This is a genomic window from Coleofasciculus sp. (genome assembly GCF_046565525.1).
GTDB lineage: Bacteria > Cyanobacteriota > Cyanobacteriia > Cyanobacteriales > Coleofasciculaceae > Coleofasciculus.
Map to the genome: position 1 here is coordinate 48,852 of NZ_JBKHUP010000033.1, position 18,880 is coordinate 67,731.

Below are 18,880 nucleotides of genomic sequence, written 5' to 3' on the forward strand. Positions count from 1 at the left end.
ACCTTTCCCTCTCTACTCCCCCTACTAATATGTCACCTCTGTCCATCCTCTCTCATTCTCCGGGGAGTGTCTTGAGCTTCTTGCGCTGGGGAACAGCATTTGTCACAGCAGCATTTGCCAGTGGTCTAGTGATGACTCCTGACGTTGATGCTCAATCCGCCACACCGCAACCAATATTTGAGAACGTAAAACTGGGGCGACGATTTTCACCCGATCCTTTTGTCATTCGCGGTATCAGTGGCGGTTCCGTTTCAACCCAAGCTGTTTCGGGTCGTACCGAAACACCAACCGGTTCTTGTATTGGGTATATTGATGAACCGCCTGATCATATCCTAGAGCTAACTTCTTTTTTCAACTATCTCAGCTTGCAAGTGGAAAGCCCTGAGGATACAACTCTATTGGTCAAAGGACCCGGCGGAAGTTGGTGTAATGATGACGCTGAAGGCAAAAATCCTGGAATTTCAGGTCAGTGGTTAGCAGGACAATATAAAGTTTGGGTTGGTTCTTTTCAAAAAGATAAGTATCATCCCTACGTGATTCGGATTAGCGAAGTTCAACTTCTCAATCCCGGACCCTCTCGACGCTGAAGCTAGGGTGTGGGGTGTGGGGTGTGGGGTGTGGGGTATGAGGGAAACAAGGGAGATGGAGATATTAATTCAAACCCAGACTCCGCACTTCATTTAATCTGTTAAAATCAAGTCCCCACGCATGACAGTAACCGCAAGTCCTGCAAGAATGACGCGATCGCTCCCAGTATACTGTACCTTGACTACGCCTCCTCGACGGGATGCTTGATACGCTAAAAACTCATCTTGACCGATGCGGAAGCGCCAGAAAGGTGCTAGACAGCAATGGGCTGCACCGGTTACCGGATCTTCATCAATTCCTAATCCCGGTGCAAAGAAACGAGAAACAAAATCATACTCCGAACCCGCATCCGTCTGGCTGGTAACAATAACATCGGAGATAGGTAAAGTTTTAAGTAAACCAAAATTCGGCTGCACTTGTCGCACCATTGCTTCCGATTCTACTTCCACCAAATAGCCCAAAGAATTCTGCAAAACTGCTTTAATCGGTACGCCTAAGGCTTGAGTAAGTTCTGGGGGGGCGGTTGTGGGTTGGGAATGATTCACCGGGAAATCTAACTCAATCCATTCACCCTGACGCTGGGCGATGAGTATCCCACTTTTGGTATAGAAACGGGCGGCGGTATCGGGGGAAAGATGACCTTCTGACCATAATACATGGGCGCTGGCTAACGTGGCGTGACCGCAAAGGGGGACTTCTACTGTCGGGGTAAACCAACGCAGATTAAAACCATCGTCTTGCGGAACTAAAAAGGCGGTTTCAGACAGATTCATTTCCTGTGCTACATTCTGCATCCAGCTATCCGGTTGGGGAGTTGACAAAACACAGACAGCGGCTGGGTTTCCAGTGAATGGAGTATGGGTGAATGCATCAACTTGAATGATCGGGTATTTCATTGCTTCAGTGGTCAGTTTACACCGATCCCCAATTTCTCAAAGAATTCGCGGATCTTACTGGCATAGATTTTAGACTCAAATGATTTACAGTTTCTCAATCTCTTCTCTAGTCAGTCCTGTTGCTGCTGTGATGGTTTCAAGATCAGTCCCTTGTTGTTTTAAGATTCTGGCTATGTTAATCTTTTCTTGCTGTTTGCCTTGCTCCATACCCTCTTGGATACCTTTCTCCATGCCCTCTTCTAAACCCTCCAATCTTCCCTCTGAGCGTGAACTTTCTATTAGACTGATTTCGTAGCGCCGATTTTCCATAAATCTCAGGTAGTTGGCTCTTTCTTCTTCACTCAAACTATCGACGAGTAAATTTTCCTTCGCTTCCGCTAAACCTTGGGCGGTAAATTCTTCTTTGATTTGGCTCTTTTTCAGAAAATATATCCATTCATCTAGGGTATCTTTCGCCACATCGTTAAAGTTGTTGACTTTTATCACATAATACTCTGGAAAAATCTCATAGACCTCTTGGATATTAAATAACTTCCGCTGGTTGATTGATAGACCTAATTTATCATCTAAATGAAGACTACGAAAATCTAATCTCCCTTGGTAAATATAATCATCTCCCTGTCCCAGCGAAAAGTAGACGATATTCACTGAATAAACTTTTTTGACGTTCCCGTAAGGTTCTCCTCTTTCCAGGAAGTCGGTAATTAATCTGGATGTGCCGTAGAGCATCCGATGAAAATAATCTTGCTCTGTACTATTTTGCACTTCAATGAGAATTAATTCTCCCTGGTCATTTTCGGCGAGAATATCGACTCGATTTAGCTTGTCATCTTCGGCTTGTTGATTGCTTTCACCTTCGAGGATTGATTGGATCGTGATCGGTTTCCTCAACAACTCGCTCAAGAAACCTGCCAAAACACCATAATTGGCTTTGTTTCTCAGTAATTTTTTAATCGCCCAATCAAATCGGATGTGTGTTTGGGGCATAACGGCATCGATGGAAACGTCTACTGAATCTATTTTGACAGATTTTGTCCCATCTTGATACCTTGGATATCAAAAAAATAGAGTTGATAATTTTAAACACACTATACTGTAAAAATAAGTAGTCGGACAAAAGAAAACAGTACGCTCATTAAGTTTTGTAAATTCCCCTCAAACCCTTACTTTTCCCTGTTCCCCAATCTCAACCGTTAACTTTAATGAAAGTCCACCTACTTATATATGTGCAATACTATCAAACCTCTACCACAAGCACAATCGTGAGGAATTATACCCAAGAACGGGTCGTTTAAAAATCTCTACAACTAGCCTTGTAGCCATCTTGAAGGTCATTTAAACGCTGTACCTATGTTGGCACAGGTACAGACGGACAGCCCGATGCTGGCTCTTGGACGGGACTTGTACTTTGGATTCTCAAGGTAAGTGGGGAACCGTGGCTTTGGAGTATTCTGCCTGAGCAACTTGGAGGATTCCTGGAAGAAGTGCAATGGACAAACGCTCCTGATTTAGTTGGGGCAAGCGCCAAGCATGGCGTAGAGTATTTTGGTGTGGCTATAAAATGAATTCGTCGGAAATGGACAAATTAACTCTTTAGTCGTTCTGAATGGGGACGGTGGGGACAGTCCGAAGCATCACTATCTGTTGATACAAAACATTAGAATTTCAAATGAAAAAGTATTGCAGCAATAAGCAGATAAAATGTAATCTAGGTTCTAGTGATACAGAAGGAACCTCCCATGCACGATCCTCTAACCTCCTCGCCGCCGAACTGGTATGAACAGCTCAAGCGGAATCGCATAGTCCGGGCGCTGGAAACAATTCAAGATTTATTTATCATTTCCCTCTGTGTTGGCTTATTTGCCTTTATGGCGATTCAGCTACGCGAGATGTTTTTGGAGTTACTACCGCCGTTAGATTTCCCAGGCGTGACTTCAGATATTCTGTTCTTGCTGATTTTGGTTGAGTTATTCCGACTGCTGATTATTTACTTACAAGAACAGCGTGTATCGATTGGAGTCGCGGTAGAAGTTTCGATTGTCTCCGTTCTGCGAGAAGTGATTGTGCGGGGAGTCTTGGAAACCTCATGGGTTCAAATTTTAGCTGCCTGTGCGTTCTTAATTGTGATGGCAGGACTATTAATTGTGCGGATGTATTTGCCGCCAACTTTCGATGGAATTGACCCAGAGAAACAGTTGTCCCTGCGATATAAAAAACAGACTCTGCGTCAGGTTCCAGACTCTAATAACAATCCGTTAAACCCTTATCCCCATACTGTTACTGTGGCAGATAAAATGGGTCATTTAGATCCGATAATCAATGCAAAAGACTAATACAAGAAGTCACCTCTTCGCCAATCACTAATCACTGATCACCAATCACTAATATCTATGACTACAATACCTGAGATTAAACCCCGTGATGTCCAAGTCGCCGCCATTGAAGGAACGGATACAACCGTGTTGCGATCGCGGACATGGGATAGACTCAAGTTTGAGGTGGAATATTCCCTGCAACGTGGCACAACAGCAAACTCCTATCTTATCCAAGCCGATAAAACGGCGCTGATTGATCCGCCAGGGGAATCATTTACCGAGATTTTCCTGAATCAATTGCAGCAATGCATGAATGTGCAGCAATTGGATTATGTAATTTTAGGTCACGTTAATCCTAACCGGATGGTGACGCTGAAAGCTTTGCTAGAATTAGCCCCCCAAATTACCTTTGTTTGTTCTAAAGCCGGTGCAGTTGCGTTACAAAATGCCTTACGGGAACACCAATGCAATGTTTGGGTACCCAAAGGCGAGGAACCCTTAGACTTAGGTCAAGGTCATCACCTGCAATTCATCCCCATCCCCACACCCCGTTGGCCCGATGGACAATGTACCTACGACCCCCAAAGCCGTATTCTATTTACCGATAAACTCTTCGGCGCCCATGTCTGCGGCGATGAACTCTTTGATGAAAACTGGAAACGCCTAGACGAAGACCGACGCTACTATTATGATTGTCTTCATGCCGCTCAAGCGCGACAGGTCGAAGTCGCCCTGAACAAATTAGTCCCGCTCTCGGCTAAAATGTATGCCCCGGGTCATGGTTCAATTGTCCGCTACAGCCTTAGCCGATTCCTCCATGACTATCGCCAATGGGGTCAGCAGCAAACCGAACAAGACTTGACAGTGGCGCTTATTTATGCATCAGCCTATGGAAATACCGCCACATTAGCCCAAGCGATCGCTAAAGGAATAACCAAAACCGGTGCAGCCGTCGAATCAATTAACTGTGAATTTGCCGAACCTGGGGAGATTGAAGCCGCAATTCAACGCTGTGATGGCTTTTTAATTGGTTCCCCTACCCTGGGCGGACATACGCCTACTCAAGTTCAAACGGCGTTAGGGATTGTCCTCTCCAATGCCGCGAAAACTAAACTGGCAGGGGTGTTTGGGTCTTATGGCTGGAGTGGCGAAGCCGTTGATGAAATTGAAAGCAAACTCTTAGATGCGGGGTATCGCCTGGGATTTGAACCGATTCGGGTTAAGTTTAAACCTGACGACGAGACAATTCAATATTGTAAAGAAGTCGGCACAGACTTTGCCCAGGCGCTGAAAAAATCCAAGAAATTCCGCGCCCCCAAACAAGCCGTCAGCAGTGCCCAAATTGACCGAACAGCCCAAGCTGTGGGACGAATTGTCGGATCATTATGTGTTGTCGCGGCGCAGCGTGGTAATGTCCGCAGTGGGATGTTAGCCTCATGGGTAACCCAAGCCTCATTCAATCCGCCAGGGATCACTGTCGCCATTGCCAAAGATCGGGCAGTTGAATCTCTAAGCCATACGGGAGATGGCTTTGTCCTGAATATCTTAAAAGAAGGGATGAATGTCCGGCGACACTTCTTGCAATCCTTTGCCCCAGGGGAAGATCGGTTTGCGGGGTTAGAGACGGAAACGGCGGAAAATGGGTGTCCGATTATCAAAGATGCCTTGGCTTATTTAGAATGTACAGTGCAGAGTCGGATGGACTGTGGCGATCACTGGTTAGTCTATGCCGTCGTCGATAATGGTAAAGTATTGCAATCAACCGGGATGACTGCCGTACATCACCGCAAATCGGGGAATCACTATTGATTTGTCATTTGTCATTGGGGATTGGTGGTTGGGGATTGGTGGTTGGGGATTGGGCGAAGCATTCGCGTTGAAACGTTGGTAGAAAACCGATAAATTTGGGCGCGAATGCTTCGCCCCTACGAATTACGAATGAATGAATGAATGAATGAATGCATGCATTTCCCCCATCTTCCTGTTCCCTGTATCCATGGAAAACAACGCTGTTCAACGATTTAGACAATCAACATCTGGCAAAATTGGTCTGGGAATCACGCTTACTATCATCATATTGGCGCTGTTGGCACCGATTCTCAATCCCTATAATCCCGCAACGGATCGCAATTATACAGCGCGGTTGCAACCCCCCAGCTTGGATCATTGGTTTGGCACCGATGGTTTAGGACGAGATATTCTTGACCTGGTATGGTATGGGTTACGCACGTCTTTATTTATCGGTTTAGTTTCCGTGGGATTAGGGCTAATCCTGGGGGTAGTGTTGGGGTTAGTCGCGGGTTATTTTCGGGGAGGGTTAGAAACTGTGATTGGTTGGGTAACCGATATCCTGTTAGCCTTTCCCTCAATTCTACTCGCGATCGCGATCGTTACTGTAACAGGTCCTCGTATCTCCAGTGTGATGATTGCTGTGGGTGTGGTGCAAGTCCCCATTTTCATCCGTTTGACTCGCTCTATGGTGCTATCATTACGGGAACAGGACTTTGTGCAAACCGTGCGATCGTTTGGTGCTACGCCGGGACGGATTATTGTTTATCATATCTTACCCGCTAGCTTGAGTCCTTTAGTCGTGCAAGGGACTCTTTCTATTGGTACGGCTACCTTAGAAGCAGCAGGTTTAGGTTTTTTAGGGTTAGGCGCCCAACCTCCCACACCGGAATTAGGAACGATGTTATCCGATGCGTTTAAGGGCGGCTATTCTCTATCATCTCCTTGGACAATATTATTTCCTGGTTTGTTTATTACCCTAACCGTTTTAGCCTTTAATTTACTCGGAGATGGTTTAAGAGACGCTTTAGATCCCCATATTTAGGGCTTGCTGAATAAGTCTTGTGGTGGGGGTAGGGAGCAGGGGGAGCAGAGGGAGCAGGGGGAGCAGGGGGAGCAGAGGGAGCAGGGGGAGCAGAGGGAGCAGGGGGAGCAGAGGGAGCAGGGGGAGCAGAGGGAGCAGGGGGAGCAATGATGCATTTTCCCTGATAGCGGTGCAAGGGTATGAAAGGGTTTTACTCTATTTCCTTGAAGCTGAACTAATGTGTATGCTACTCAAAGCCTTGATAGATAAGGGTTTTGCAGTTGTGCAGCAAGCCCTATTTAGGTAGAAGGGTAGGGACACGGCAATGCCGTTCCCTATTATAGCAGTAGACACATCGATTAGGACAAACAAACTGTTGTAGAGACGTTCCGCCGGAACGTCTCTACCATAAGATGCTTCCTAACCGCTATGGCGATTGCGATATCACCCTCGTCGTCTAAACTTAACCGAATCTGATATTACACAAGAGTTGGAACCATCAGCAGTTCAGCTTGGGGCATTTCAATCAGGGCTTCAACTGTCTCATTGGCGAAAGAGTCTCCTATCCCGATGCTATTTGTTAGGTTAATTTGCCTCACTTCACTAGCAGTAAAGGAGTCTAATACTTCTTGATTACTGGCTAAAGTCAGTTGCCCAATTGAGGCGTCAAAACCCCGATTACTGCCGTTCTCTTCCTCGATAAACAGAAGAGGGTTTCCTCTATTGTCGAAGACATCAACACTTGTATTGCCTAAAAGCTCATCACTCACCGACTCAACATTTGCCAACGTACCAGCAATATTCTGTATCGTTTCATTCACAAACAAGCCACTGGAATTAGCCGCATAAAGCTGACTTTTGGGGATAATCCCTTCCGATTGACTCTCACTTGACCAAGCCAGTTGTGCTACTGATTTTCCTTTGTTTTCATAGTAATCCATGCGAATTTCGTACTGTTGTCCCGCCTGTAGGTCAATCGTGCCACGATTATCGGTAACCCCATGGTCTGTCCAATTATCAATCAGGAGTTGGTCATTTACCCACAATCGAACCCCATCATCAGAAGAGGTTTTGAACTGATAGGTTTCTGAGTAAAGGGGTTCCACAAACCCTGTCCAACGTACCGAGTAGGTATCGGGATCTATCGCCGCATCCGGTGACCCTGAACCCCAGTTAAAGTCCACGGTTTCATCAGTACGAGTTAGTGCTAAGTCCGTAAAATTGCGGTTGTTGTAGTATTCGGCAGTTAAACCTGTACCGTTACCACTAACATCTAGACTGAGAGTATCAACAGCAGGAGAATAAAGCTGAGATTCAGGAATAATCTCCTTACTTTGACTCTCACTTGACCACAACAATTGTGCCACTGATTTGCCAAAGTTTTCGTAGTAGTCCATGCGGATGTCATACTGTTGACCCGCTTGCAGGTCAATTGTGCCACTATTTTCTGTAGCGGCGTGATTAGACCAATTATCAATCAGTAATTGGTCATCTACCCACAGGCGTACACCATCATCTGAGTTGGTGAAGAATTCATGGGTTTCTGAGTAGAGAGGTGCCACTGAACCCGTCCAGCGTACCGAGTAGGTATTGGAGTCTATCGCTGCATCCGGTGAACCTGAACCCCAGTTAAAGTTCACGGTTTCATCAGTGCGAGTTAGCGCTAAGTCGGTAAAATCGCGGTTATTGTAGTATTCAGCTTTTAACCCGTTACCGTTACCAGTGCTGGGAGGAGCGTTAATCGCCGGACTATCTAGAACCACATTGTCAACGGCAATGAAATCACTATCGGAAGTCTTTTTGTCAGCATTAACGCTGAAAACAACAAATTGATGACCATCACCAAAGTCTACATCCCACTCAAAGTTCGTCCAGTCAAAGGTAGAACCCCCGACTGTTTCTTCGAGTAACAGGGTTCGGTTCATAGGAATCGCTCCCGCCTGGGTTGGTCCATTAGAACTAATCCCACCGTGAAATTCTCCATCAACTCCCCAGAGGCGCACGGTAATCTCGTTGGCTTTGTCATCTCCCTCTGTATTCTTGATATCCAAGCTCAGAGTCTGCTGTCCCTGTCGAACCTGATTATCCTGGAAAATCTGCCCCAATGCGGTTTTCCAGGATTTGTCGGTGAAAACAGCCGCACCTCCATCACCAATATTCGGATTGCGCGACCAACCCGTACCCAGCCAACCTTCATTGGTTCGGGTACTATTAAGATTCCACTCCGGTCCACCAAATTCACCCGAATTGCTGAAGTCGCTATCGAGAATTAGGTTGGGATAGGCGGTTGGGGTAACCTGAATTTGTTGAGTTAAAGTGGTTGTTGCGCCTTGGCTATCCCACACCGTCAAGCTGACATTATGGGAACCCGTTGAATCAAATTGGTGATTGACTTGGCGACCAAATTGGTCGATAGTACCATCATTATCAAAATCCCAACCGTAACTTGCGATCGCGTTGCCAGCGAGTTCCAATGAGGCTGATGGGTCGCTATCGAATGAATCGCTAGCATCAAAGGTGACAACACCTAGACCACCCACTGACTCATAACTGAAAGCAGCAGTGGGAGCCAGGTTAGAAGCAGAACTTTCAAACTGAGTGTTGACAATCTCAAAGTAATCTGGAAAAACATCTGGGTCACCAAAGTTGCGTTGCTTCTTCGATAAGTTGTTGGTGTTGTTGGCGAAGTAGCTATCCTCTAGACGTGACCCCAGGAATGGTATTGAACCCGTACCAGAACCTTCAGCACCACCGCTACCTTCTCGCGGTAAGCGAATTCCCCGCTCAAAACCTTCAACCCGGATATCTTTAAACAGAAGGTCTTGTGCTGGACCATTGCTACCAATCCCATGACCGCGACCTGCGCCGTTAATCCCTAACTTCACAGGAACTGGATTCTCTGGGTCACCCACAATCAGCCCATCGACGAAATCAATCTGGGTACTGTACTGAATAAAGATTCCCTCGCCATAGATATTCCAGAGTTTGAAATTATCTACCAGAGAGCGAGCATCATGAGCTTCTTTCGTACCCGGACCAATAAAACCCAACTGACCATCATCATTTCGCTGATGGTTCCAGAAGATTATCCCCATATCGGAGTTATAACTCTCGAAACCGGATAGGCGGCGCAGGGGCACGTTGGTAACATCGAGAGTGTCTGGGTCATCATCAAAGGACGCCTGAGACAGGATTGGCTGTAGTTCCGGTGACATATTCTCAACCGCAACCGTGTCAGCCTCTCTGACTCGAGAGATTCCATCCACGCCGCTAAAGATATTAATCCCACCACCCGCAGCACTAATGGCAATATTGTCCACCATTTCCACTTGGGCAGCCCCCTGCACCCAGTATCCCTCGCCATTAAAGCCCATATCAAACAGGGGGACGCGGGCTTCATTGTCAAAAGTGGCTTTGGGATTGTCATCGCCTGTAGTTTTGATGGTAATGTTATTGCGCCACGCACCGAGTTCATTTCCGGCTTCTGCGGCAATTCCAGAACCTACTACGTCGAACACAACATTGTCTTCTAAAACGGCGTGGCTGTCATGATGCACCAGTCCCCACCCCGGACTGCCGACAATGGCGTTACCTTTGACTAGAGAGGGTGTGCTATTGATATCCTCAGCCCCAGTACGATGGAGATGCAAGGCATATCGCCCACGGGGATTTGTCCCGGAACCGGGTGAACCATCGACATTTTCTCCTGGGTCATCAGTCAACCTATTTTTATCCGTTCGTCCCAGGTTGTAGAATCCAGCGTTTTGTACCTCGACATCGGGGTTGTGCATGAACATCACATGACCCCGTTGCTGAGTGGGTACGGTTTCAGCGTTTTCGGTCTCGAAGATAACGTTCCGACTGGTGTTGGCAATGTAAAGCTTTAAGTCCTCGTCCTCGAATCCCTGGGGACGCTGGTGGTCAAATCGGAGGATGCTATTATCACCAGAGGTAATGTCGTTGTTGGTAAATTTAATCCGGTTTCCGTTAATTTCGGTGATGGTTAGCACCTCATCTTGAAACCGACTGTTATCTTCGTCAGAACCGTCGGGATTGTAGGATGTTCCACCTAACACTAATTGATCACCAACCCGCCAGCCTATGGGTGTATTCATGCCATCGGGCAGATTCAACACCAGTTCATTGTCACCAGCTGAGGCATCTGTTGCCAGTGATATAAAATCGAGTTTCTCTGCACCGTTAATTCTAACTTTACCGTGAGTAACAACGCCGCGACTAATCAGGGTTGAGTCCCAATTGGTATCAATTTCTCCGTTGTCGGCAATGACAATTCTGGCAGTTTTGTCGGATTGAATCGGGTTAGTTTCACTGCCAATTGTTAATGTACTAGTCGGTGATGCGATAAACGTGTCTACGACTATTTTGGTGTTGCGGTTGTGGGCGAATTCCAATGTTCCGTCCACACGCACGGTTTCTAGACGAGTGTCACTCTCGGCGTCGTAGGTGACATGAACACCTTCAGAAATGACGACTTTAGCATCAGTTCCAGGAACCTGACCTTGCTGGAAGGTATTGGGATCAAACCAAGACCCATCATTTACGGCGACATGAGTTGCCGCTGAATGGGGGACTAAATCCAATAATCCGAGATGTTCGGTTTGCTTGACTGGATGGTCTTGATGAGGAAGATTTTGATTATGTTGCATGCTCATCATTGATGTGTCGGCAATCTCAGCTAGGTTGGTTTCTAGTTGCATAATGTTGCTGTTAATCTGTGTAGTCAGTTAATTTCCAGAAAGCAGTCATCGTTTGATGGCTATTCGCTATCGCTGACAACCAGGATCGGCATACACACTTGAATCGACTAGACGTTGTATAAACTTCACAATCGATTCCCTTATTTAAATTAATAACATCAATTCTTATAGATTTTATTAAATAAAAAAAATCTATACGGGATCTTTATACTATAGCTAGACAATAATATATATTCCTTTTGTATTTATAAGAATTCTTAGATTTTGTTAAAAAACGCAGAGCTTCTACTATTATTATGAAAATAATATGAAGGTTTTCAGTAAGGCGACATCCCTCTTTTTGCAGAAATACTATTTTCTGGTGAGATGGGTATCCTGCCCACCCTTATGGGCAAGGGAGATGCCTACCCGACAAGCGTAGATGGGTTGATGTATGCTATCGGACTCAACTAAGCCTAGAGCCAAGCTTTTATAATCTAAAATGGGAAGACCCGTGGCATGATAGAATAAAAGGATATATTCAAAGAATATTTAATTTTAATTAGAGCGTTAAGTCCCCATTACTGAAAGGACTGGGGAATTTATTGTGTAGAATCGAGAGACACCGTCTATCGCTGGTGATCGTGCATCAGTCATTTATAAAGTCGGTCTATTGTATTAATCCCAACTGCCCCCGTCCCTATCCTCAACCTGGGGACTCTAAGTTTTGTAGCAGTTGTGGGTCAATGCTGCGTCTAAATAATCGCTACGTTCCTCTCCAGCTTTTGGGTTTAGGGGGATTTGCGGCAATTTACACGGTTTGGGATCAGCAGGCTCAGACTGAAAAAGTATTGAAACTTTTAGTAGAAACGTCACCCAAGGCGTTGCAGCTTTTTGAACAAGAAGCCGCCGTATTGCAACGTCTAAAGCATCCGGGTGTGCCTAAAGTGGAGTCCGATAGCTATTTTACCGTAAGTTTGGGAACATGCCAACAGCGCTTACTTCCTTGTCTGGTTATGGAAAAAATAAACGGTGAGACGCTGGAGGCTATCTTGAACCGTTATCCTCAGGGATGTCCGGAAACCTTGATTATTAATTGGCTCTACCAAGCGGCTGATATTCTACAGGAGTTACATGATTTGGGAATTATTCACCGTGACATTAAACCATCAAACTTAATGGTGCGAGAGGAGACAGGTCAACTGGTGGCGATTGATTTTGGCGGCGCGAAACAAATTGGCGCGATACCCCTGGGGAAACAGAATTGTTCCACACGCTTAATTTCTCCAGGTTACAGTCCCCCCGAGCAGATTGCGGGGGATGTGGTGGGACCGACGGCTGATTTTTATGCCTTAGGGCGTACCATGATTCAATTACTCACAGGTCAAGATTTGGCGGAATTACAAGATCCGGCGACGGGTGAATTTCACTGGCGCGATCGCACGAAAGTCCGTCGGGGTTTAGCCAACTTACTTGATAGTATGATCCGCCTTGATCCCCAAAAACGACCCGCTAAAGCCGCCGATATTCAACGACGTTTAGTGGTCAATTGCCGTTTAAGTAGAAAATCGTCTTCCTCATCATTCTCATTATTTCAGGCGCTGACTAAAGCCGCCGGAACAGCACAGGAGATTTCTCTTCGAGTTCTGATTACGTGCGCTCAAGTTATCTTTAGCCTAGTGCGCTGGCTATGGCGAGTCTTTATTAGCATTGTTCTGGCGTGCTTAGATACCCTCGGGGAAATGGTGATGGCGGGAATTGGCGCAGTTTTTGGCGCAACCACTGGGTTTGCTTTGATTAACCGGACAATTGTCGGCGATAGCTTTGCCGATTGGATGATCGGACAATGGACTCTAATGGCTCCCGAAATTCAAATTATCCCCTGGCGGGAACTCATCATGTTTGCTTGTGCGGGTTTGGGAACGGCTTGGGGATTAACTGAGGCGGGGGGATTTGGTCAACAGAAACGGCGTCTAATCGCTGGAATAACCGGGATTTTCGGGTATGGTGTGGGTTGGTTTATTTGGCAGGCGTCAATATCGTATTCACCGAGGGAACAATTGGCAGGATTGGGGGATCTTTGGCAGGTATCCCTATCCTATACTATTGCCGATCGCTTACTGGGTTTAGTCACGGCTGTTGCGGTTATTCCCCTGGTGTTAGGATTAGGCTTACCGAGTCATTACCTGGTTCACGCCGCCGTAGCCGCATCGGGTACGGGTATGATATTTTCCGGGTTAGTTCGGTTAAATATATTGCCGTTGGAGGTATTAGTTCATATCTTTTCCTTCTCTGATGTTAGTTGGTCGGATTTTATCAATACCATTAGTTTTTTTGGTTTACTCGGTATTACCATAGGGTTCTGGTTAGGCGTGAGTTATTATCTGCTGGTTCCTGTACTGCGCTTGCTGGGGTGGCGATGATCATTTGACTGTAGCACTGCACAATCTGGGCGCGAATGCTTCTGTCCTAGGAAGGCTACGAATGCGATGAACCGATACTCTAGAATTTATGCTCAATTGCCCGATTCAGATTCCACGCTGCACTAATTAAGGACACATGGGTAAACGCCTGGGGAAAATTGCCCAAAGCTTCACCACTTGAACCCGTTTCCTCGGCATATAATCCTAAATGGTTGGCATAACTGAGCATCTGTTCAAAAATCAGTCGAGCGCTGTCAAGCCGCTTCTTGTCTACTTTTCCCGCCCTAGTCAACGCCTCAACTAGCCAGAATGTGCAGAGATTAAACGTTCCTTCTGTCCCCAAAATACCATCTGGCGCTTCTTCTGGATTATATCGATACACTAAACTATCCGAAACCAGTCCCCCTAGTTCTGGTGAGCAATTAATCGCATCCAATGTTTTCAACATCCGGGGATCAGTGGGAGACATGAAGAACACCAAAGGCATAATTAGGTTACTGGCATCTAGGGACGTGCTACCGTAATATTGAACAAAAGCCTGACGCTCCTCACTCCATCCCTTTGCCATAATTTCTTCATAGATGCGATCGCGTTCCTTGAGCCATCGCTGGTGATCTGCCGGAAATGAGCGCTTTTGAGCCAAACGTAACCCCCGATCGAGGGCTACCCAACACATGAGATTAGAGTAAATAAAATCTTTGCGTCCCCCTCGTGTTTCCCAAATTCCTTCATCTTGGCGTTGCCAATTATCGCACACCCAATTCAGTAACCGCCGTAGGGATAGCCACAAATCATAGGAAATCTCTGTTCCATATTTGTTGAACAAATACACCGAATCCATCAACTCGCCATAAATATCAAGCTGTAACTGCTGATAAGCCCCATTGCCAATCCGAACCGGGTAAGATCCCTTATACCCCTCCAGGTGATCCAGAATTTCTTCATCGAGATTATGATATCCATCAATCCCATACATAATCTGCAACGGATCATCTGAATCCAACTCCTGACAGCGATTTTCCAAGAAAAGCATAAACTGAGCGGCTTCCTCAGTAAACCCGATACGGAGTAAGGCATACAGAGTAAAGGATGCATCTCGAATCCAGGTATAGCGGTAATCCCAATTTCGAGTACCACCAATCATTTCGGGTAAGCTGCAAGTCGGCGCGGCTATAATTGCTCCCGTGGGTTCGTAGGTGAGCAACTTCAACACCAAAGCTGAACGTTCCACCGTCTCGCGCCATCGACCATCATAAGTACATTTAGCAATCCAGCGTCGCCAATACGCCACCGTATCGTCAAAGAGTTGAATCGCTTCTTGATGGCGCAGCGGCAAAGTACAACCCCCCTCCGGGTCAGTTTCTTGCAGCACAAAAACGGCAGTTTGTCCAGCCTCCAACGTAAATTCGGCAAAAACGCCGCGCTCATCCTGTTTTAACGGGATGTCCGTCACCAATCCCAAACTCAGAGACGGCGACTTAAAACACGCCCCCGTGGATGAGAGAATCGTCTTGTGGCGATCGCGGGCATAATTAAAAGCAGGATAACATTCTAAGCGAAACTTCATCTGGCAGCGAACCCCTTTAACTTGCCGCACTAACCAGTGATAACCTTGCTGATTAACTGGTACACCAACAGGCATAAAGTCAATAATCTCACCCACCCCACAAGATGCCAAGAAGCGAGTCACCAACACATTCGTTTCGGGCCAATATAACTGTTTATGAGTGACTCCATCCACACAGGGAGAAATCTTAAAATGACCTCCTTTCTCAGCATCCAGTAATGCGGCAAAAACGCTAGGAGAATCGTGGCGAGGAAAGCAAAACCAGTCAATCGAACCCCCTAAGCCAACTAAGGCTGTGGTGTGCATATTGCCGATAATGCCGTAATTCTCGATAGATTGATATGCCATTGAATTATGAATGTTGAATTTTGACCGGATAATAGGGTTACAAGCCTCCCCCTGCCATCGGGATTTTCAAGGTTTCCGAATATTCTCTCTCATGAGTGTATACTATAAAAGTAGTCTAGCACAGGCGAAAATTCGTGAGTATCGCCAATCAAGCAATTGATACCTATCACGTAAAGTGATGCTAGTACGTGAGGAGCGAAAGACCTCTTGAAAAACGCATGGGCTTAAACGAGTGCCGATACCAGAAAAGTAAAAACATTAGTCAATCATTAGACTAAAGACAAGCTTACTGTCGGGCGGACAGGAACGTAGGGAAAGAGAGAAACGGATGTGTTAGACACTCTTAGTAAGTACCTAAACGCTTGAGGAGCAGGCTCCCTCTGGGGTTATCTAAATTAAGCTCGATACTTAGTAGTACTCTACGGGTATTTGGTTTAAGTATTACCGAAAGGATAGATAATTGCAAGGTGTGTCCGTGAACCAAGAATCCTCTCCCTAAAGGTGAGAGGAGCGTCAATTTGTATTCTCTGTTCCTTGACAAATGACGAATGACTAATCCCCAATTTCCGCCAATTCCAACCAACGTTCTGTTGCTGTATCAATTGTCTGAGTCAAGGTTGCTAATTTATGATAAAGTTCCTGAACCTGATTAACTTTACCAGGAGACGCATTATACAGCGCTTTCTCCACCTCCGCCTTCTGAGCTTCTAGTTGGGGAATCTTTTCTTCTAATTCTTCAAACTCGCGTTGTTCCCAATTAGAAAGCCGACGTGGTTTCCCCTTACCAGATGATTGAGTCTTCCGCGTTGCTCCATTATACTCTTCTGATTTCTGTTGAATTTTAGCACGTTCTTCAGCCGCTGCCGCTGCTTCCGCTTCTTTATAATCAATATACACAGAATAGTTACCCGGATACTGACGCAGAATCCCGCCTGACTCTAAGGCAAAGATTTTGTTGACGGTGCGATCTAAAAAATAGCGATCGTGAGACACCACAATCACACAACCATTGAAATTTTCTAGATAATCTTCCAACACCGAAAGCGTTCGCACATCTAAATCATTGGTCGGTTCATCCAGAATCAGCACATTAGGAGCACTCATTAATACTCGTAACAAAAATAGGCGGCGCTTTTCTCCTCCAGAAAGTTTATAAATAGGAATGTATTGTTGATCCGGTGGAAACAGAAAACGCTCTAACATTTGCGAGGCAGTAATCAGTGTTCCATCCCCCGCTTTCACATATTCTGCTACTTCTTTTAGATAATCAATTACCCGCTGATTTTCCTGGATTGCCGCCAATAAATCATCAGAATGCTGGTCAAAATAGCCGAAGTGAATCGTTGCCCCAATATCAACCTCACCCGAATCCGGTTCAATCCGTCCTGTGATAATATCCATTAACGTTGATTTGCCACTGCCATTTTCGCCAATAATACCAACGCGATCATCAGGGCTAAATTCGTAGGTAAAGTCTTTGATTAAAATTCGATCGCTATACCCCTTAGAGACATTCTCTAACTCAATTACTTTATTGCCAATCCGGCGACTCGCTGTCGAAATATCGACCTTGCCTTGAGCCTGTTTAAACTCTTGATCCTGCATCTGATGGATGCGATCAATTCGCGCTTTCTGCTTGGTACTCCGAGCTTTGGGTCCTCGTTTGAGCCATTCCAACTCTCGCCGCAATACCCCCTGATGTTTACGTTCTTGACTCGCGGCGGCTTCTTCGGCGAGAGCTTTTTTCTCTAAGTAGTAGGCATAGTTGCCATTGTAGGTATAGATGTCACCTCGGTCAATTTCAATAATCCGATTGGTGACTTGATCCAAAAAATAGCGATCGTGGGTAATTAATAGAATCGCCCCCGGATAGGATTTCAAATACCCCTGTAACCATTCCACAGATATGGCATCTAAATGGTTGGTGGGTTCATCCATCAATAACACATCGGGTTCTGATAGTAAGGCTGTCGCCAAAGCAATGCGCTTACGGTAACCTCCGGATAAATTGCCAATTGGCGTGTCAAAGTCTTGAATTCCTAGCTTGGTGAGGATGACTTTGGCACTGGTTTCTAAATCCCAAGCGCCTAGAGTTTCGATGCGCTGCGTCACCTGAGATAAACGCGCCATGACTTGTTTATCGTCTGAATTTTGTGCCAATTTGTGGGATAATTCCTCATAATCCCGGATCAGTCTCATCTGTTCGCCACTATCGGCAAAGATCTGTTCTAATACAGTGCGGCTTTCATCTAAGTCAGGTTGTTGGGGTAAGTAGGCAATTCTCGCGCCGGGATTGACAATAAATTGACCGCCATCAATGGATTCGAGTCCAGCAATCATTTTTAATAGAGTAGATTTGCCCGATCCATTGGTACCGATTAAGCCGACTTTATCGGTAACATCGAGGCTAAAGCTGGCATCTTTGAGGATTTCTTTAATGCCAAAATCTTTTTTAACGGATTGCAGCGTGAAGACACTCATTAGGGTTTTAAATTGATCCTATGTCTAAATTTGTCCTGTTTATAATGTTTCCCATAAGGATGAGGTACTGATGTGAGGGCGCAAGGATGGTGCCCCGGAGAGCGCCCCTTATCTGGGTGTACCATCAGCACTTAGGAACCGCTAGATTGATTGATGGGAAAACAGTTTGTACTTCTCTACACGTCATCTTCTGTTGTATCGTTCGTCTATCATACCTGTAGTTATTGGGACAAAAACCTTACTCTTGTATTCTTTTACCCTTTTACCCCTTCCCCACTATACACAACCGATGCTACCGGAGTTGATATTATCCCTCATTTTCACGCTAGCACGTTCACATTAAATTTGCGATCGCCACATCTCCCCTCCCCTGCTTCGAGATGTAGCAGGCTACGTCTGCTTCCCGATTCTGCTGCACTCGGTTTGCGTTACCTGATGACGATAGCTGAATAGTTTTTCGAGTTGCGCGTCTACCCACCAACCCAGTAGCATCTCGACTAGCCATCCTCCCAGTAATCCATACTCAATTGTATCGGTTAAGCGGGTTTTGCCTGATTCTTGAGTAAATTGGTGGCGATGAACCCAATACGCCATCTTGGATGAGATGATTCGTACTGCTCGTTTTGTTAGGAATTCGTGCCTCAGATACTGGATGGATAAAAAAGGGGTTAACAGGTATGACCTCAACAAATATTGCAAGGTACTCAGAGAACAATTTGAATGGTGTAAAAAGCTCTCAGCGCAAGCTTGTCA

Annotated in this window: 11 protein-coding genes and 1 pseudogene; 6 read left to right on the forward strand and 6 right to left on the reverse strand. The window is 45.9% G+C overall.

Annotated elements, in window-relative coordinates; all coding sequences use genetic code 11:
• The first annotated feature begins 29 nt into the window (after positions 1-29).
• The gene (locus ACLGGO_RS13900; RefSeq protein ID WP_446419765.1) at positions 30-587 is read left to right on the forward strand and encodes a hypothetical protein; all 558 of its coding nucleotides are present in this window, start codon (positions 30-32) and stop codon (positions 585-587) included.
• A 93-nt stretch (positions 588-680) separates the two neighbouring features.
• Here the strand turns inward: ACLGGO_RS13900 and ACLGGO_RS13905 are convergent, their stop codons facing one another.
• Entirely contained in the window at positions 681-1,484 is an 804-nt protein-coding gene (locus ACLGGO_RS13905) for a PhzF family phenazine biosynthesis protein (RefSeq protein ID WP_446419755.1), read from the reverse strand.
• A gap of 84 nt (positions 1,485-1,568) precedes the next feature.
• Positions 1,569-2,471 carry an Rpn family recombination-promoting nuclease/putative transposase gene (locus ACLGGO_RS13910; protein WP_446419756.1) on the reverse strand — a complete coding sequence of 301 codons (903 nt, stop codon included), beginning with the start codon at positions 2,469-2,471 and terminating at the stop codon, positions 1,569-1,571.
• A gap of 752 nt (positions 2,472-3,223) precedes the next feature.
• Here ACLGGO_RS13910 and ACLGGO_RS13915 point away from each other — a divergent pair.
• From ACLGGO_RS13915 to ACLGGO_RS13925, 3 genes are all read left to right on the forward strand, one after another.
• Positions 3,224-3,817, forward strand: a complete 594-nt coding sequence (locus ACLGGO_RS13915; protein WP_446419757.1) for a phosphate-starvation-inducible PsiE family protein — start codon at positions 3,224-3,226, stop codon at positions 3,815-3,817.
• Positions 3,818-3,874: 57 nt separating this feature from the next.
• Positions 3,875-5,608, forward strand: a complete 1,734-nt coding sequence (locus ACLGGO_RS13920) for a diflavin flavoprotein (RefSeq protein WP_446419758.1) — start codon at positions 3,875-3,877, stop codon at positions 5,606-5,608.
• 145 nt (positions 5,609-5,753) lie between these two features.
• Positions 5,754-6,632 (forward strand): ABC transporter permease, encoded by an 879-nt coding sequence (locus ACLGGO_RS13925; RefSeq protein WP_446419759.1) that lies wholly within the window; start codon positions 5,754-5,756, stop codon positions 6,630-6,632.
• Positions 6,633-7,090: 458 nt separating this feature from the next.
• Here ACLGGO_RS13925 and ACLGGO_RS13930 read toward each other — a convergent pair whose 3' ends face one another.
• A complete protein-coding gene (locus ACLGGO_RS13930) occupies positions 7,091-11,329 on the reverse strand; it encodes a PA14 domain-containing protein (RefSeq protein WP_446419760.1) in 4,239 nt (1,412 codons plus the stop codon).
• A gap of 623 nt (positions 11,330-11,952) precedes the next feature.
• Between ACLGGO_RS13930 and ACLGGO_RS13935 the strand changes: the two genes are divergently transcribed.
• Complete coding sequence (locus tag ACLGGO_RS13935; RefSeq protein ID WP_446419761.1) at positions 11,953-13,731, forward strand: serine/threonine protein kinase; 1,779 nt, start codon at positions 11,953-11,955, stop codon at positions 13,729-13,731.
• Positions 13,732-13,810: 79 nt separating this feature from the next.
• Here the strand turns inward: ACLGGO_RS13935 and ACLGGO_RS13940 are convergent, their stop codons facing one another.
• From ACLGGO_RS13940 to ACLGGO_RS13950, 3 genes are all read right to left on the reverse strand, one after another.
• Positions 13,811-15,646 carry a glycoside hydrolase family 15 protein gene (locus tag ACLGGO_RS13940; protein ID WP_446419762.1) on the reverse strand — a complete coding sequence of 612 codons (1,836 nt, stop codon included), beginning with the start codon at positions 15,644-15,646 and terminating at the stop codon, positions 13,811-13,813.
• A 552-nt stretch (positions 15,647-16,198) separates the two neighbouring features.
• Complete coding sequence (locus ACLGGO_RS13945) at positions 16,199-18,127, reverse strand: ABC-F family ATP-binding cassette domain-containing protein (protein WP_446419763.1); 1,929 nt, start codon at positions 18,125-18,127, stop codon at positions 16,199-16,201.
• A gap of 390 nt (positions 18,128-18,517) precedes the next feature.
• Positions 18,518-18,721 carry a hypothetical protein gene (locus ACLGGO_RS13950; RefSeq protein WP_446419764.1) on the reverse strand — a complete coding sequence of 68 codons (204 nt, stop codon included), beginning with the start codon at positions 18,719-18,721 and terminating at the stop codon, positions 18,518-18,520.
• 10 nt (positions 18,722-18,731) lie between these two features.
• Between ACLGGO_RS13950 and ACLGGO_RS13955 the strand changes: the two are divergent.
• A pseudogene (locus ACLGGO_RS13955) lies at positions 18,732-18,880 on the forward strand (RNA-guided endonuclease TnpB family protein); the annotation flags it as partial.

Bases quoted from the DNA above. Each gene is read 5' to 3' on its own strand.
- ACLGGO_RS13900 (WP_446419765.1), top strand. From the start codon at position 30: ATGTCACCTCTGTCCATCCTCTCTCATTCTCCGGGGAGTGTCTTGAGC.
- ACLGGO_RS13905 (WP_446419755.1), bottom strand. From the start codon at position 1,484: ATGAAATACCCGATCATTCAAGTTGATGCATTCACCCATACTCCATTC.
- ACLGGO_RS13910 (WP_446419756.1), bottom strand. From the start codon at position 2,471: ATGCCCCAAACACACATCCGATTTGATTGGGCGATTAAAAAATTACTG.
- ACLGGO_RS13915 (WP_446419757.1), top strand. From the start codon at position 3,224: ATGCACGATCCTCTAACCTCCTCGCCGCCGAACTGGTATGAACAGCTC.
- ACLGGO_RS13920 (WP_446419758.1), top strand. From the start codon at position 3,875: ATGACTACAATACCTGAGATTAAACCCCGTGATGTCCAAGTCGCCGCC.
- ACLGGO_RS13925 (WP_446419759.1), top strand. From the start codon at position 5,754: ATGAATGCATGCATTTCCCCCATCTTCCTGTTCCCTGTATCCATGGAA.
- ACLGGO_RS13930 (WP_446419760.1), bottom strand. From the start codon at position 11,329: ATGCAACTAGAAACCAACCTAGCTGAGATTGCCGACACATCAATGATG.
- ACLGGO_RS13940 (WP_446419762.1), bottom strand. From the start codon at position 15,646: ATGGCATATCAATCTATCGAGAATTACGGCATTATCGGCAATATGCAC.
- ACLGGO_RS13945 (WP_446419763.1), bottom strand. From the start codon at position 18,127: ATGAGTGTCTTCACGCTGCAATCCGTTAAAAAAGATTTTGGCATTAAA.
- ACLGGO_RS13950 (WP_446419764.1), bottom strand. From the start codon at position 18,721: ATGGCGTATTGGGTTCATCGCCACCAATTTACTCAAGAATCAGGCAAA.